This is a genomic window from Synechococcus sp. FACHB-909 (assembly GCF_014698945.1).
Lineage (GTDB): Bacteria > Cyanobacteriota > Cyanobacteriia > PCC-6307 > Cyanobiaceae > Cyanobium.
The window spans coordinates 184,859-199,536 of sequence record NZ_JACJTY010000001.1 but is presented as its reverse complement, the minus strand read 5'-3'; the positions used below and the strand labels follow the sequence as shown (position 1 = coordinate 199,536).

Below are 14,678 nucleotides of genomic sequence, written 5' to 3'. Positions count from 1 at the left end.
GGCGGGCGGGCTGGGGGCCCTTCTCAGCCGAACCTAGCTGCAGCAGGATGGGCGCCAGCCATGGACGGTTCATTGCGGGCCCTTGCCACCTGGAGCGGAGCGATCGCCGGCCTTCTCCTGATACTCGTCGGCGGTCTGGTGCCGGCCGCCTTCCCGGTCCACGAGGCGGCGGGCTGGGCCGTGCGTCCGCTCGGCATCACCCTGCAGGTGCCGGCCCTGCTCCTGACGGCCCTGGTCTGCGGTCCCCGCAGTGCCACGCTGGCGGCTGTGGCCTATCTCAGTGTCGGTCTGTTCCAGCTGCCGGTGTTCCATGAAGGGGGCGGCGTCGGCTACCTGCTCGATCCGGGCTTCGGCTACCTGGCGGGCTTCCTGCCGGCCGCCTGGATCACCGGCAAGCTGGCGCGCCAGCCGGGCATGGACGATCCCCTGACCCTCGCCGGCGCCGCCGCCATCGGCCTGGTGGTGCTGCATCTCTGCGGCCTCGCCAACCTCCTCCTGGGCAGCCTGGCCGGCCGCTGGGGCGGCGACACCCTCACCCTGGTGGTGGGCTACAGCCTGGCCCTGCTGCCCCAGCTGCTGCTCTGCTGCGCCGCCGGTGTCCTGGCCTGGCTGCTGCGCCGTCTGCTGCTGGTGCCCTCGTGATGACACGAACACTGCGCCAGCGGCTGAACCCCCTGTTGCTGGCTGCCGTCGCCGTGGGGCTGGATCAGCTCAGCAAGCGCTGGGCCGTCGAGAACCTGGCCAGCGGCAGCATTGAGCCCCTGCTGCCCGGCCTGCTGCAGCTGCAGCGCGTCAGCAACACCGGGGCGGCCTTCAGCCTCTTCGCCGGGGCGCCGAACCAGCTGGGCCTGGTGAGCGCCCTGGTGAGCCTCGGCCTGCTGTTCTGGATCCTGTGGCGTCCTCCCGCCGGCCTCTGGAACGTGCTGGCCCTGGGACTGCTGCTCGGGGGCGCCGTCGGCAACGGCATCGACCGCTGGCGCCATGGGGCCGTGGTGGACTTCCTGGAGTTCGTCCCGATCCATTTCCCGATCTTCAACCTCGCCGACGTCGCCATCAACCTGGCCGTGGCCTGCTTCCTCATCGACCTGCTGCGACCCCATGCCGACCGCCATCCTTGAAGGGCTGGAGCAGCGGCTGCGCCCCCGGGCTCCCGGTCCCCGGCTCACGGTGCAGCGGCCGGGCCTGCCGGATCTGGAGCAGCCCCTGCACGGCAGCCTGTACCGGATCGGCCGCGCCGCCGACAACGCCATCGTCATCGACCACACGGCGGTCAGCCGCCACCACGCCCTGCTGGAGAACCACGGCGGGCATTGGCTGCTGAGCGATGCCGGCTCCACCAACGGGCTGTGGTGGCGTGGCCGGAGGGTGCGGGAGCTGGTGCTGCGCGAGGGGGACCGGGTGCGCTTCGGGCCCGCCGATCAGGCGGATCTGCCCACGCTGCTGTTCGAGCGCGACGGCAGCACCCGCCTCGACCGGATCGGCCGCTGGGGGGCGCGGGCCGCGGCGGTCGTGGCCGGCGGCGGCAGCCTGCTGCTGGCCCTGTCCCTGCTCCAGGTGCCCACCCGCGGCAGCCTGGCGACGGTGCGGGGCCCCCTGCTCCTCTACGACCGCCAGGATCGACCGGTGGCCTCCGTGGCCGATCGCAAGCGGCGCGAGCTTGCCGAGCTCGGCGCCTACCCCCCGGTGCTGATCGATGCCCTGCTGGCCAGCGAGGACAACCGCTTCTGGTGGCACCCCGGCGTGGACCCGATCGGCACCGCCCGGGCCCTGGTCACCAACCTGCTGGGGGGCCGGGTGCTCGAAGGCGGCAGCACCCTCACCCAGCAGATCGCCCGCAGCCTGTACCCGGAGCAGGTGGGGCAGGGGGAGACCCTGGGGCGCAAGTGGCGGGAGCTGCTGGTGGCCCTGCAGCTGGAGGCCCGCTTCAGCAAGGAGGAGCTGCTGCTCAGCTACCTCAACCGGGTCTATCTGGGGGCCGTCTGGGGGTTCGAGGACGCCTCCCGGCGCTTCTTCAACCGTCCAGCCTCGGCGCTGAAGCTCGAGGAGGCCGCCCTGCTGGTGGGCCTGCTCCCCTCCCCGAACGGCTACGACCCCTGCGTCGATCCCGCGGCGGCCCTCGCCTCCCGCAACCAGGTGCTCGACAAGATGGCGGCCACCAACCGCATCTCCGCCGACCAGGCCAGGCGGGCCCGGCGCCAGCCGATCCGCCTGGCCGCCGACGCCTGCCGCTCCGCCCAGCAGCGCGGGGCGCCCTTCTACACCGACCAGGTGCGCCGCGACCTGGAGAACCAGGTGGGCAAAGCGGTGGCCGCCGAGGGCAATTTCCTGATCGACACCCACCTCGATCCGCTGCTTCAGGAGCGGGTCGAACTGCTGCTGCGCCAGCGCATCGACGCCAGCCGATCCCTGGGGGTTAGCCAGGGGGCGGTGGTGATTCTCGACAGCCGCACCGGAGGCATCCGCGCCATCGCCGGCGGCCGGGATTATCTGCAGAGCCAGTTCAACCGCGCCTCGATGGCCCTGCGCCAGCCCGGCAGCACCTTCAAGCTGGTGCCCTACGTCGTCGCCCTGGAGCGGGGCGCCCGGCCCGGGGACCGGATCGGCTGCGGACCGCTGGACTGGGGCGGCCAGCACTTCAGCAGCGGCTGCGGCGGCAGCCTCAGCCTGCGCCAGGCCATGGCGATCAGCAGCAACACCGCCGCCCTGCGGCTGGCCCGCCGGGATGGCCTCGACGCCGTGGTGGGCAAGGGCCGGGACCTGGGGTTCACCAGCCCCCTGGCCCCGGTGCCGGGCCTGGCCCTGGGCCAGAGCGAGGTGACGCTGCTGGAGCTCACGGCGGCCTATGCGGCCGTCGCCGCCGACGGGCTCTGGCGTGCCCCGACCACGATCCGGCGGCTCACCGATGCCGAGGCGTGCGGCGCCTCCCAGGCGCCGGGGGAACGGGGCGGGGCCGATTGCCGGGCCTCCGCCGGCAGCTCCAGGACCATCAGCAACCCCGGGAGGCGGGTGATGAGTCCCGCCACCGCCAAGGCGATGCGGACGCTGCTGGAGGCGGTGGTCAGCGGCGGCACCGGCAGCGCCGCCTATGTGGGCGCGGGCAGCTGGGGCAAGACCGGCACCACCAACGAGGGCCGGGACCTGCTGTTCGTGGGCTATGCCCCCAGGCGCCAGTGGGTGATCGGCATCTGGCTGGGCAACGATGACAACAGCCCCACCGCCGCCAGCAGCTCCCTGGCCGCCTCCCTGTTCGGCGAGATCGTGCGCTCCGCACCGCCGGGACCGTGAAGCTGCCGCAGCGGCTCTGGATCTGGGTCTTTCTGGGTCTGCTGGCGCTGGTGGTGCTGGGCATGGTGCTGCAGGCGATCCAGCAGCTGCAGTGGACCCTGAGCACCTGGCTGCCCTACTGGATGGTGGGGCCGCTGATGCTGATCATGCTGGCGGCCCTGGTGGTGGCCCTGGCCCAGGTGGGCTGGCCCTGGCTGCGCCGGCTGCGGCAGGGCGGGACGATGGGCCCCGGGAAATCCGCCCCCGCGGCGGTGCCCTCCAGCCGCCGGGAGGCGGCCCAGCGGAACCTGGGCTCCATCGACCGCACCCTGGCCCAGGTGCGCGACGCGGTGGAGCGGGAGGCCCTGCGTCAGGAACGGCAGCGGATGGAGGCGGAGCTGGAGCGGGGCGACCTGGTGATCGTTGTCTTCGGCACCGGCTCGACCGGCAAGACCTCCCTGATCCGCGCCCTGCTGCAGGAGCTGGTGGGGGAGGTGGGGGCGCCGATGGGCTCGACCACGGCCGCCACCCGCTACCGGCTGCGGCTGAAGGATCTGCCCCGGGCCGTGATCCTGGAGGACACCCCGGGAATTCTCGAAGCGGGGCGCGAGGGCCGGGAGCGGGAGCGCGTGGCCCGGGAACTGGCCGCCCGGGCCGACCTGCTGCTGCTGGTGCTGGACGGGGACCTGCGGGCCAGCGAGCTGGAGGTGTTCGAAGCCCTGGCGGGGCTGGGCAAGCGGCTGCTGCTGGTGCTCAACAAATGCGACCTGCGCGGCGAAGAGGAGGAGCGTCGCCTGCTGGCACTGCTGCGGCAGCGCTGCGCCGCCCGCCTCGGCCCGGAGGATGTGATCCCCGCCAGCGCCGCCCCCCAGAGCGTGCCGATGCCGGGGGGCAAGCCGCTGCAGCCTGAGCCCGAGGTGGAGGCCCTGCTGCGCCGCATCGCCGCCGTCCTGCATGCCGACGGGGAGGAGCTGATCGCCGACAACCTGCTGCTGCAGTGCCGTCGCCTCAGCCAGGCCAGCCAGGATCTGCTCGACCGCCAACGCCGCAGCGATGCCGGCACGATCGTCGACCGTTACATGTGGATCGGCGCCGGGGTGGTGATGGTGACGCCGTTGCCGGGCATCGACCTGCTGGCCACCGCGGCGGTGAACGCCCAGATGGTGGTGGAGATCGGCCGCGTCTACGGCGTCAGCCTCAGCCGTGAGAACGCCCAGGATCTGGCCCTGTCGGTGGGCCGCACCCTGGCGGGCCTCGGCCTGATCAAGGGGGGGGTGGGTCTGATCACCTCGGCCCTGAGCCTCAATCTTCCCGCCCTGGTCGTCAGCCGGGCGGTGCAGGCCGTCAGCGCCGCCTGGCTCACCCGGGTGGCGGGCCGCAGCTTCATCACCTACTTCCGCCAGAACCAGGACTGGGGGGATGGCGGGCTGCAGGAGGTGCTGCAGCGCGAGTACGACCTCAATCAGAGGGAGGGGATGCTGCGCCGCTTCCTGGAGACGGCCCTCAGCCGGGTGGTGGAACCGCTGCAGCAGCGGCAGGCGCGGCGGCTGCCGCCACGCCCAGGGCCTCGGGGGGCGGGGGCTGAAGGGGACCGCGGGAATCCAGGACGGTGATCAGCACCAGATAGGCCACCCCGATCAGGATCGAGAGGGCACCGGTGAGGATCGCCACCCAGCGGCCGCGGCGGTCGTTGGCGGGGCGCTGCGGCGCCACCGACTCCGGCTTCGGTTCAGCCATCGGCCGCCTCCGCCAGGCTCCGCTGCACCACCAGGGCCAGGCGCTCCAGGTGCTCGCTGCCCGTGTGGGGGTTGCCCAGCACCGCCTTGAGGTGGTGGAGCCCCCGGTAGACGGGCCGCGACAGCATCAGCTGCTCCCCCAGCAGGGCCGCCCGGGTGGCCGCACTCCAGCGTTCGGCGCCGGCGGCGCCTGAGCCCTCGGGGCGGAAGGCGAGCAGGTGCAGGGGACCGCTGCAGAGGGTCAGGCCACCGATGGCCCGCAGCCGGCGCTCCAGCTCGCTGCGGCGCTGGACGGCCGCCTCGATCAAGGCGGCCATGCCGTCGAGGCCGAGCTGGCGCAGCCCCAGCCAGAGCTTGAGGATCTCCCCCGGCCGGGTGCCCTGCAGGCCCGCCTCCCCCTGGTGGCCGCCGCCCCAGCTGGGCTCCATGTAGGGCAGGCCGGTGCCGAAGGCCCGCTGCAGGTGGCGGGGGTCGGCCAGCAGCAGCAGGGAGGAGGTCTTGGTGATGCCGAGCAGCTTCTGGGGGTTGACCGTGATCGAATCGGCCAGCCCCAGGCCGCCCAGCAGGGGCCGGAGTCGCTCGCTGAAGGCGAAGATCGCCCCGATGGCCCCGTCCACGTGCAGCCAGTGGCCGTAGCGACGGCAGAGGGCGGCGATGGGCTCCAGGGGATCGAGGGCGCCCCGCACGGTGGTGCCGGAGGTGGCTACCACCGCGATCACGGGGATGCCGGCCCGATCGAGCCGGGCCAGCCGCTCCTCGAGGGCCAGGGGGTCGAGGTCGCCGGCGGCGGTCACCGGCAGCCGCACGAGGGCCTCGGCCGGCAGGCCCATCACGGCGATGGCCTTGATCAGCGAGACGTGGGCCTCTTCGCTGCAGAGCACCACCGCGTCGGCCCGGGTCGCCAGGCCCCGCTGGTGGCGGGCGGTGACCAGGGCCATCAGGTTGCTGAGGCTGCCGCCGCTGGCGGCCACCCCGCCGGAACCCTCGGGCAGGCCGAAACGCGCCGCCATCCAGGCGCACAGGGCCCGCTCCAGGCGGCTCAGGCTGGGGGAGAGCTCCTCGGCCAGCAGGTTGTTGTTCAGCCCGGCGCAGACCAGATCGGCCACGATCGAGGCCGACAGGGGCGGCGGGTCGAGGTGGGCCAGGGCGCCGGGGTGGTTGGGGTTGTAGGCCCCCTCCATCACCAGCTGGAGATCAGCCAGCAGCCGCTCGCTGCCCAGGCCTTCGGCCTCCGGCTCCACCGCCGGCAGCACGCTCAGACCAGGCAGGGGGGTGCCGTGGCCGGCCTCACCCAGCCAGCGGCACAGCAGGGTCGACGCCTGGTGCAGAAAAGCCTCGAGGGCCGGATCCACCTGGAACGGATCCACAAAGGAGCCGCACTCCGTGGGGGGCGGCGCATGCCGCTGGGCGGGGGGGACGCTGGCCAACGGCGACGGTGGGGGCTTCGGCATTCTGCCGCTTGCCCCTCCGGAGGCATGGCTAGAAGAAGTCCATGCTGCATGACGCGTCCATGCTGAATGACGCCGCCAGCCAGCTCTGGATGGACCGGCTCCTGCGCCTCGCCGACGCGGTCGGGGCCGGCGGGGAGATCCCGGTGGCGGCGGCCCTGCTGGATGAGGCCGGCCGCTGTGTGGGCTGGGGCAGCAACCGGCGCCACCGGCGGGCGGACCCGCTGGGGCACGCCGAGCTGCTGGCCCTGCGCCGGGCGGCGGCGGCCCGGGGCGACTGGCGCTTCAACGGCTGCACCCTGCTGGTGACCCTCGAGCCCTGTCCGATGTGCGCCGGCGCCCTGATCCAGGCGCGGGTGGGCACGGTGATCTACGGGGCGGCCGATCCGAAGCGGGGCGGCCTCGGCGGCAGCCTGGATCTCTCCTGCCACCCCAGTGCCCACCACCACATGGTGGTGAGGGGGGGCGTGCTGGGGGAGCGGGCCGGGGAACAGCTGGAGACCTGGTTCCGCCAGCGGCGCCGGGCCCATCAGGAGCACCGGGCCGGGGGAGAGGGCCAGGCCTGACTCAGGCGATGGCGGCCGCGACGGCCGCGGGCGACGGCCGGAAGGCGGGCAGTTCGCTCTCGAAGATGGCGAGCAGGCGATCGACGTTCTCCGGGGTGCTGTTGTAGCCCATCAGGCCGATGCGCCACACCTTGCCGGCCAAATCCCCGAGCCCGCCGCCCACCTCGATGCCGAAGCGGTCGAGCAGATGGCGGCTGAAGGCCTTGCCGTCGACTCCCTCGGGAATCCGGACCGTGGTGAGGGTGGCCAGCCGCAGGGGCTCGCTGACATGCAGCTCAAGCCCCAGCCGCTCCAGGCCGGCCCAGAGGCGCTCGGCGTTGCTACGGTGGCGCGCCCAGGCGGCCTCCAGCCCTTCTTCGGCCAGAAGCCGCAGGGCTTCCCGCATGCCGAAGTTCATGTTGACCGGGGCGGTGTGGTGATACACCCGGTCGCTGCCCCAGTACTTGTTGAGCAGGGAGACATCGAGGTACCAGTTGGGCACCTTGCCGGAACGGGCGGCCAGCTTGGCCTCGGCCCGGGGTCCCATGGTGAAGGGGCCCAGGCCGGGGGGGCAGCTGAGGCCCTTCTGGCTGCAGCTGTAGGCCAGGTCCACCTTCCAGGCATCGATGTGCAGCGGCACCGCCCCCAGGGAGGTGACCGTATCCAGCAGCAGCAAGCAGTCGTGCTGGCGGCAGAGGTCGCCGATGCCCTCCATCGGCTGGCAGACGCCGGTGGAGGTCTCGGCGTGCACCATCGCCAGGATGGCGGGCTTGTGGGCGACCAGGGCGGCTTCGAGTTCGGCCAGGTCGAAGGCCTCTCCCCAGGGCCGCTCGATCGTGACCACCTCGGCCCGGTAGCGGCCGGCCATGTCAACCAGGCGCTGGCCGAAGTAGCCCATCACCGCCACCAGCACCTTGTCGCCGGGTTCGATGGTGTTGGCCAGGGTCGCCTCCATGGCGGCACTGCCGGTGCCGCTCATCGGGATGGTGAGCCGGTTGTCGGTCTGCCAGGCGTAGCGGAGCAGTTCCTGCACCTCACCCATCAGGTCGATGTAGAGGGGGTCCAGGTGGCCGATCGGCATCCGGGCCAGGGCCTGCAGCACCGTGGGGTGGGCATTGGACGGACCTGGACCCAGCAGCAGACGCTCGGGGGTGGCGATGGGGTCCAGGGCGAGCCGGTGGGTGCTGCTGACGGATGGAGGCACTGGGAGAGAAGGCAAGACCTGGCGGGGAGGCAGTAGTGAACTGAGATTAGGGAACGGTCGCCTCAGCGGGCCCGGACGTTGCTGGAGCCGAGGCCGCGGCAGAGGTGCTCAAAAGGCGCCCGCACCAGGGCGGTATCCACCATGCCGGCATCGGCCAGCATCTCGGCGATCACCTCACCGAGCAGGGCGATGCTGCGGACGGTGGGACCGGTGGGCACCCCCAGGCTCTTGTAGGTGTCATCGAGACCGTTCAGCACCCGCTCGTCGAGGATGGTGAAGTCGTCGGCCACCAGGGCGTAGCTGGCGTAACGCAGGAAGTAATCCATGTCCCGCAGGCAGGCCGCCAGACGCCGGGTGGTGTAGGCGTTGCCGCCGGGGAGCAGGAGTTCGGGGTCCTCCAGCCAGAGGCGCTGGGCCGCCTCCCGCACGATGGTGGCGGCTTCCCGGTTGATCAGCTCGACCGCGGCCAGCCGCAACTCCGCCTGACCGAAATAGGAATCGATCCGATCGATCGCGGAGCGATCGAAATAGCGGCCCAGCTGGTCGTAGCGACCGATCAGACCGGTGATGGCATCTCGCATGGACGAAACGGATCGACGCACCTGAAGCGGAAGGTAGCACTCGCAATCCGCCAGATTCCTGTGCTGCGGCTGGTTCTGGGGAATCTGACAGAAACGGTTACGCGGCCACCGGCGGATCGGGGGGGCACCATCGTGGCGGCAGCCTTCCCACCCGCCCCCCGCCATGGCCCCCTCCGCCCAGGACGTCCTGCGCCGCCTCGGTGACGACGGCATCGAGCGCCTCGACCTCAAGGTGACGGACCTGGCGGGGCGCTGGCAGTCGATCGGCCTGGATGCGCATCGTCTCGGGGAGGGAGCCTTCCACCACGGCCTGGCCCTCGACGGCCTGGTGCTCCATCCGGACCCGGCCACCGCCTGGATCGACCCCTTCCTCGCCCCCCGGAGCCTGAGCCTGATCGCCGCGGTCGAGGGGCCACCGGACGGCGCTGGGCGCCTCCGCCACTGCCCGCGCACCCTGGCGGCCCGTGCCCTGGCCCTGCTGGCGGGCTGCGGACTGGCGGATGCCGCCCGCTTCGGCACCGAGTCGGGCTACTTCCTGTTCCAGGAGCTCACCTCCCAGGCCGACGAGCTCGGCTGCGGTTACCGCATCGCCCTCGGGGCCGCTCCGCCGGAGGCTCTGCACAGTGAGCTGGGGCTCACCCTGGCGGCTCTGGGGATCCGGGCCCGGCTGCCGCTCCAGCCGGCGGCCGGTCCCCTCCAGCACCTCACGCTGGCCAGCGACGATCCGCTGCGGGCCGCCGACGCGCTGATGGTGAGCCGCTACGTGGTGCGGAACGTGGCCCGCCGCCACGGCTGGAGCGCCACCTTCCTGCCCAGGCCCACCCTGGAGGGCGCCTGCGCCGGGCTGGCGGTGCACCAGAGCCTGTGGAAGGCGGGCCATCCCCTGTTTGCCGGCGAAGGCACCTACGGCGACCTCTCCCAGACGGCCCGCTGGTACCTGGGGGGGCTGCTGCGCCATGGGCCCTCGCTGGCCGCCTTCACCAACCCCGGCACCAACAGCTACCGGCGGCTGGGGAGCGGGCCCCAGGCGCCGACGCGCCTGGCCTATGCCCGCCACGACTCCGCCACCGTGGTGGCCGTTCCCGAGCCGGACAGCGATCCCGGCCGGCGGCGGCTGGTGCTGCGCCAGGGCGACGGGCTCGCCAATCCCTACCTGGCCTTCAGCGCCATGCTGCTGGCGGGCCTCGATGGGGTGCGCCACCAGATCGATCCCGGCCCCCCTGCTGATCGGGAGCCCGCCCCATCGTCTGCCACCTTGCCCACCGACCTGCGCGCCGCCATGGCGGCCCTGGACGACGACCACGACTACCTGCTGGCCGGCGATGTCTTCGGCCGGGAGCTTCTCGATGACTGGACCGCCCTGAAGCGCCGTGAGGTGGAGGCCCTGGAGCAGCGACCCCATCCGCTCGAGTTCGTCGGCGAAGCCGACGCCTGAATCAGGGCCTGAGCAACCAGGCCAGCAGCAGCCCGAGCCCCCCCCAGCGCAGGGCCGTCCAGAAGCGGTCGCTTTGGCGCCCGCGTGGCAGCAGGGCCTCCGGGAGCGGATCCAGCAGCCGCTGGGCCAGCTCCAGCCGCTGGCGCCGGCGGCGCAGGCTGACACCGCTGGCGGCGACCGCCCCGGAGCGACCGGCCAGGCTCAGCACCGCCGCCAGATGGTGGAGCACTCCGGGGGACGGGGAGCGGCGGGGGCGCTGGGGACGTCTCATGGCGGCGCGATCGACAGGGCGTGACCTGGAGCGACAGGATGGATCCACTTCGGTCCGATCGTCCAGTGGAAGCCCCCGCCGCTCCAGCCGGATCGCCTTCCACGGCCGGCGCCACCGTCCCGGCGAGCCGCTCCTGGCCCGCCGACGCCCTGCCCCTGGCCGAGCGCCTGCACCGCCAGCTCAGCATCGGCGACCGGGAGTGGCACGCCCTGAAGCGTCAGCGGCCCCGGCGGGCCGCCGAACAGGTGGCGGCGGCGCTGGTGCAGCTGCTCGCCGCCGATGACCCCGGCGCCAGTGCAGCCACCGACGGCCGCCTGCGCGCCATCGCCCTGCTGGAGAACGCCCAGGCCTGGCTGCGGGCCGAGATCAGCGATCCGGGCTGTCCTGCCCACGGGCGCTGACCGCCGCCCGACGGGCCGCCAGCTGCAGACGGTTGCCGCGACCGCTCCAGCGCACGTCGTCGAAGCAGTGGTGGATGAGAAACAGCCCCCGGCCGGAAGGGGCATCCTCCTGGCAGGGCAGGCAGGCCTGGCGAGCGTGGGCCGGCAGGCCGGGCCCCTCGTCCTGCACCTGCCAGATCACCCAGCGCGGCGTGACGATCCGTCGGACCCTCAGGCACTTGCCCGGATCGCAGCCGTTGCCGTGTCGCACCGCATTGACCAGGGCCTCCTGGAGACCGAGCTGAAGCTCCGCCTGGCGCAGAGCGCAGCCGATGGGTTCAAGGAGCAACTCCACCAGCGGCGCCAGCTGCAGGGTGGAGGGGGTGATGTAGTCGGCCCAGCGGAGCTGCATGAAGCAGGTAGTCCCATTCGCCTGACCGGAACCTAACGCGGGCGCCCTGCCGCTGCCTCCTCCAGGCGCGCCTGGATCGCGGGATGTTGCAGAAGGGCATCCATGAGGCGCACGCCCCGGAGCTGGTTGATCAGGGGCATGTGGCCCTCCGGGGCCTCGATCGACCACTGGAAGGAGCCTGGGTAGCGGGTCCAGGTGCCTTCGGTCTTCCAGGCCAGACGGGGCCAGAGGCGCTCCCACTGCCCCTGGCAGGCCTGCAGCAGCCTGGCCTGGGCCGAGAAGCCGAAGCGTCCCTGGGAGTAGCAGGTCCAGAGGCGGTCGAGGCTGGTGAGATCGGTGGCGGGCATGCCAGCCACCTCGCTGTAATAGACGTAGCCGCGGCGCACGGCCCCCTCGCCGGCCAGCTGGCGCAGGTGCTCGCTGGTGAGCCGGTCGGCCTCCTCGAACGCCTGCCGCATCAGGTGCAACTGCAGCGGCGCGTAGTCGAGTCCGGCGACGCTGGTGACGGCGAGCCAGCCCTGGGGATGGCGGGCCAGCAGGGCCTCCTGGCGGGCGCTGTCACCGGAGGCCAGCAGCAGCTGGATCAGGTGGCCGGCGGCCCAGTCGTCTCCGGTGGCATCGAGGAGGTCGAGACGGTCCGGGATCAGATCCAGCAGGGCCGACCCGGCCTGTCCAAGGGTGCCCAGCAGGCTGCGGCGCTGACGGGCCGAGCCCGTGAGGAAACGCTCCAGCAGCTGATCGGCATCGACGGTGCTGGAAACCGGAGGACCGGAGAGCATGGGGGAGACGACCGGCCGGAAAGGCAGCAGGGTGGGACCCACTATGTCAGGAGCGATGGGCACTGGCCTGGTGCCGGGGGTCCGGCCGTGAAGCCCCGCAAAGAGCCGTGACGGGCTCTGCCTAAAGTCACCTTTTGAGCGAGTGCCATGGCCGCCGCCATTCAGTTCTTCCGCGGGGTGGACGAGACGGTCGTGCCCGACATCCGCCTGACCCGTTCACGGGATGGCCGCACCGGCCAGGCCACCTTCGTGTTCGAGGAGCCCGAAGCCCTGGCCCCCCAGTCGATGGGGGACATCACCGGCATGTTCATGCTCGATGAGGAAGGCGAGATGGTGACCCGGGAGGTGAAGGCCCGCTTCGTCAACGGCAAGGCAAGCGCCCTGGAAGCCACCTACACCTGGAAGAGCACCGCCGACTTCGAGCGTTTCATGCGCTTCGCCCAGCGTTACGCCGACGGCCATGGCCTGGGCTTTGCCGGCCAGGGCGATGAGTCGGCCGAGGAGGCTCAGGAGGACGTTTGAAATTCGGCCAGTGGCTGGGCCTGATCGCCCTGCTGGCGGCGCTCGTTCTGCTGTGGAGCCTGCGTGACGCCCTGATCCTTCTGTTCGCCGCCGTGGTGCTTGCCATGGCCCTGTGCACCCTGGTGGGCGCCATCCGGGAGCGGATCGGCGTCGCCCGCCCCGTCGCCCTGCTGCTGGCCCTGCTGCTGGTCAGCCTGGTGGTGCTGGTGGTCGCCACGGTGGTGATCCCACCCTTCATCGCCGAGTTCCGCGAACTGTTGCTGCAGGTGCCGCGGGCCTGGGCCGAGCTGCTCAAGCTGCTGCGCCAGGCCCTTGAGGGGGCGTCCCAGATGGTCTACGGCCGCCGGGACGGGAGCCTGGACTGGCTGAAATCGACCCTCCAGATTCCCGCCACCCTGCCCCCCGACCTGCTGGGCCGGCTGGGCGGCGGCGCCATCGGCCTGGTGGGGGTGGCCGGCAACCTGGGTGCCGGCCTGCTCCAGACGCTGTTTGTCGTGGCCGTCTCCCTGATGGTGGCCGCCCAGCCCACCGGCTATCGGGAGGCCCTGCTGCTGCTGGCGCCCTCCTTCTACCGGCGGCGGCTGCGGCAGGTGCTGGTGGCCTGCGGCACCGCGCTCAGCAGCTGGATGGTTGGGGTGCTGATCAGCTCCGTCTGCGTGGGCCTGCTGGCGGCCATCGGCCTGTCCCTGCTGGGGGTGAAGCTGGTTGCGGCCAATGCCCTGCTGGCGGGCCTGCTCAACATCATCCCCAACGTGGGACCCACCCTGAGCACGGTCTTTCCGATGTCGGTGGCCCTTCTGGATGCCCCCTGGAAGGCCCTGGCCGTCCTGGTGACCTACGTGATCATTCAGAACCTGGAGAGCTACGTCATCACCCCCTCGGTGATGCACCACCAGCTGCAGCTGCTGCCCGGCCTGACCCTCACGGCCCAGCTCTTGTTCACCCTGTTGTTCGGCCCCCTCGGCCTGCTGCTGGCCCTGCCCCTGGCGGTGTGCCTGCAGGTGCTGCTGCGGGATGTGCTGATCCATGACATCCTCGACCCCTGGAAGCGGGAACGGCGGCAGACATGAAGGCACGCACCCTGCTCGGGGCCCTGGCCCTGGTGGCGCTGTTCCTGCTGCTATGGGAACTGCGCTGGGTGCTGCTGATCCTCTTCGGCGCCGTGGTGCTGGCGGTGGCCCTCGATGTGCCCACCAGCCTGCTGCGCAGACTCACGCCGCTGAACCGGGGGGCGGCCCTGTCGCTGGTGCTGCTGGTCCTGCTGGTGATCGGCTGGGTGCTCGCCAATCTGCTGCTGCCGGAACTGATCGACCAGGTCCGCCAGTTCAGCCAGCTGGTCCCCGAACTGCTGGATCGGCTCGGGGATGTGGTTCCCAAGACCCCCCTGCTGCGCGACCTCGACCGGCAGCTGGCCGAGGGGACGCTCTGGGACCGTCTGCAGCCCCTGGGCGGCCAGCTGCTGGGGGTGGCCGGGGGTGCAGCCAACAGCACCATCCAGCTGCTGCTGATGCTGCTGCTGGCGATCCTGATGGCGCTCGATCCGGCCAGCCACCAGCGGCTCCTGATCGCTGCCACGCCGCGGTTCTACCGCCCTCGCATGCAACAGCTGCTGGGGGAATGCCGCGAGGCCCTCGGAGGCTGGCTGGCGGGCATGACCATCTCGGGCACGGTGGTGTTCGTCACCACCTGGGCGGGCCTGGCCCTGCTGCAGGTGCCGCTGGCCCTGCTCAGCGGCCTGGTCTGCGGCCTGCTCACCTTCGTGCCCACCATCGGTCCCACGGCCGCCACCTTGCTGCCGCTGGCGGTCGCCCTGCTGATCTCGCCGGCCAAGGTGGTCCAGGTGCTGGTGCTGCGGCTGCTGCTCCAGAACGGCGAAGCCTTCCTGCTCACCCCGCTGCTGCTGAGCCGCACCGTCAACCTGCTGCCCACCGTGGCCCTGATGGCCCAGCTGAGTCTGGGGGCCCTGCTGGGACTTCCCGGACTGCTGCTGGCCCTGCCCCTGGTGGTGGTGCTTCAGGTGGCCTGCGAGGAGGTGCTCGTCCGGGACGTGATGGATCGCTGGGATCGGACCTGATCACCGGATCGGACCTGATCGCGGGAA

Annotated in this window: 16 protein-coding genes; 10 read left to right on the top strand and 6 right to left on the bottom strand. The window is 72.0% G+C overall.

All coding sequences use genetic code 11. The annotated features are described in order from the left end of the window. Window positions 1-60 precede the first annotated feature (60 nt). The 4 genes from H6G99_RS00990 to H6G99_RS00975 are packed head-to-tail and all read left to right on the top strand — an operon-like array spanning window position 61 to window position 4,877. On the top strand, window positions 61-642 hold the full coding sequence (locus tag H6G99_RS00990) for a biotin transporter BioY (protein ID WP_233133811.1): 582 nt from the start codon (window positions 61-63) through the stop codon (window positions 640-642). Then, window positions 642-1,118, top strand: coding sequence for a signal peptidase II (lspA, locus tag H6G99_RS00985; protein ID WP_190609347.1), 477 nt, complete (start codon window positions 642-644; stop codon window positions 1,116-1,118). The genes H6G99_RS00990 and lspA overlap by 1 nt, the downstream gene beginning before the upstream one ends. Beyond that, window positions 1,099-3,285 carry a transglycosylase domain-containing protein gene (locus tag H6G99_RS00980; RefSeq protein WP_190609345.1) on the top strand — a complete coding sequence of 729 codons (2,187 nt, stop codon included), beginning with the start codon at window positions 1,099-1,101 and terminating at the stop codon, window positions 3,283-3,285. Before lspA ends, H6G99_RS00980 begins: the two co-directional genes overlap by 20 nt. Then, window positions 3,282-4,877 (top strand): YcjF family protein, encoded by a 1,596-nt coding sequence (locus tag H6G99_RS00975; protein WP_190609343.1) that lies wholly within the window; start codon window positions 3,282-3,284, stop codon window positions 4,875-4,877. The genes H6G99_RS00980 and H6G99_RS00975 overlap by 4 nt, the downstream gene beginning before the upstream one ends. A gap of 116 nt (window positions 4,878-4,993) precedes the next feature. Here H6G99_RS00975 and H6G99_RS00970 read toward each other — a convergent pair whose 3' ends face one another. Next, window positions 4,994-6,427, bottom strand: coding sequence for a pyridoxal phosphate-dependent decarboxylase family protein (locus tag H6G99_RS00970; RefSeq protein WP_190609341.1), 1,434 nt, complete (start codon window positions 6,425-6,427; stop codon window positions 4,994-4,996). A gap of 83 nt (window positions 6,428-6,510) precedes the next feature. On the opposite strand from H6G99_RS00970, the gene H6G99_RS00965 reads away from it, so the two are divergent. After that, complete coding sequence (locus H6G99_RS00965; RefSeq protein ID WP_094584714.1) at window positions 6,511-7,014, top strand: nucleoside deaminase; 504 nt, start codon at window positions 6,511-6,513, stop codon at window positions 7,012-7,014. A gap of 1 nt (window position 7,015) precedes the next feature. Here H6G99_RS00965 and H6G99_RS00960 read toward each other — a convergent pair whose 3' ends face one another. Then, on the bottom strand, window positions 7,016-8,212 hold the full coding sequence (locus tag H6G99_RS00960) for a pyridoxal-phosphate-dependent aminotransferase family protein (RefSeq protein WP_190609339.1): 1,197 nt from the start codon (window positions 8,210-8,212) through the stop codon (window positions 7,016-7,018). Between the two features lie 47 nt (window positions 8,213-8,259). Then, window positions 8,260-8,778, bottom strand: a complete 519-nt coding sequence (locus tag H6G99_RS00955; protein WP_190609337.1) for an allophycocyanin subunit beta — start codon at window positions 8,776-8,778, stop codon at window positions 8,260-8,262. A 163-nt stretch (window positions 8,779-8,941) separates the two neighbouring features. On the opposite strand from H6G99_RS00955, the gene H6G99_RS00950 reads away from it, so the two are divergent. Then, entirely contained in the window at window positions 8,942-10,213 is a 1,272-nt protein-coding gene (locus tag H6G99_RS00950; protein ID WP_190609336.1) for a glutamine synthetase family protein, read from the top strand. 1 nt (window position 10,214) lies between these two features. On the opposite strand, the gene H6G99_RS00945 is transcribed toward H6G99_RS00950, so the two are convergent. After that, complete coding sequence (locus H6G99_RS00945) at window positions 10,215-10,484, bottom strand: hypothetical protein (protein ID WP_143594024.1); 270 nt, start codon at window positions 10,482-10,484, stop codon at window positions 10,215-10,217. A 65-nt stretch (window positions 10,485-10,549) separates the two neighbouring features. On the opposite strand from H6G99_RS00945, the gene H6G99_RS00940 reads away from it, so the two are divergent. Further along, window positions 10,550-10,885, top strand: a complete 336-nt coding sequence (locus H6G99_RS00940; RefSeq protein ID WP_353617139.1) for a DUF6439 family protein — start codon at window positions 10,550-10,552, stop codon at window positions 10,883-10,885. On the opposite strand, the gene H6G99_RS00935 is transcribed toward H6G99_RS00940, so the two are convergent. Then, window positions 10,851-11,276 (bottom strand): ATP-binding protein, encoded by a 426-nt coding sequence (locus H6G99_RS00935; RefSeq protein WP_094584503.1) that lies wholly within the window; start codon window positions 11,274-11,276, stop codon window positions 10,851-10,853. The genes H6G99_RS00940 and H6G99_RS00935 overlap by 35 nt on opposite strands. Before the next feature lie 32 nt (window positions 11,277-11,308). Next, window positions 11,309-12,055 carry a GUN4 domain-containing protein gene (locus H6G99_RS00930; RefSeq protein ID WP_094584712.1) on the bottom strand — a complete coding sequence of 249 codons (747 nt, stop codon included), beginning with the start codon at window positions 12,053-12,055 and terminating at the stop codon, window positions 11,309-11,311. Between the two features lie 147 nt (window positions 12,056-12,202). Here H6G99_RS00930 and psb28 point away from each other — a divergent pair, with 147 nt between their 5' ends. Genes psb28 through H6G99_RS00915 form a run of 3 tightly spaced genes read left to right on the top strand, consistent with a single transcriptional unit; the run spans window position 12,203 to window position 14,651 of the window. Next, complete coding sequence (gene psb28, locus H6G99_RS00925; RefSeq protein WP_094584502.1) at window positions 12,203-12,577, top strand: photosystem II reaction center protein Psb28; 375 nt, start codon at window positions 12,203-12,205, stop codon at window positions 12,575-12,577. Next, window positions 12,574-13,647, top strand: coding sequence for an AI-2E family transporter (locus H6G99_RS00920; RefSeq protein WP_094584501.1), 1,074 nt, complete (start codon window positions 12,574-12,576; stop codon window positions 13,645-13,647). The genes psb28 and H6G99_RS00920 overlap by 4 nt, the downstream gene beginning before the upstream one ends. Continuing rightward, window positions 13,644-14,651 carry an AI-2E family transporter gene (locus H6G99_RS00915; RefSeq protein ID WP_094584500.1) on the top strand — a complete coding sequence of 336 codons (1,008 nt, stop codon included), beginning with the start codon at window positions 13,644-13,646 and terminating at the stop codon, window positions 14,649-14,651. Before H6G99_RS00920 ends, H6G99_RS00915 begins: the two co-directional genes overlap by 4 nt. Window positions 14,652-14,678: the final 27 nt, after the last annotated feature.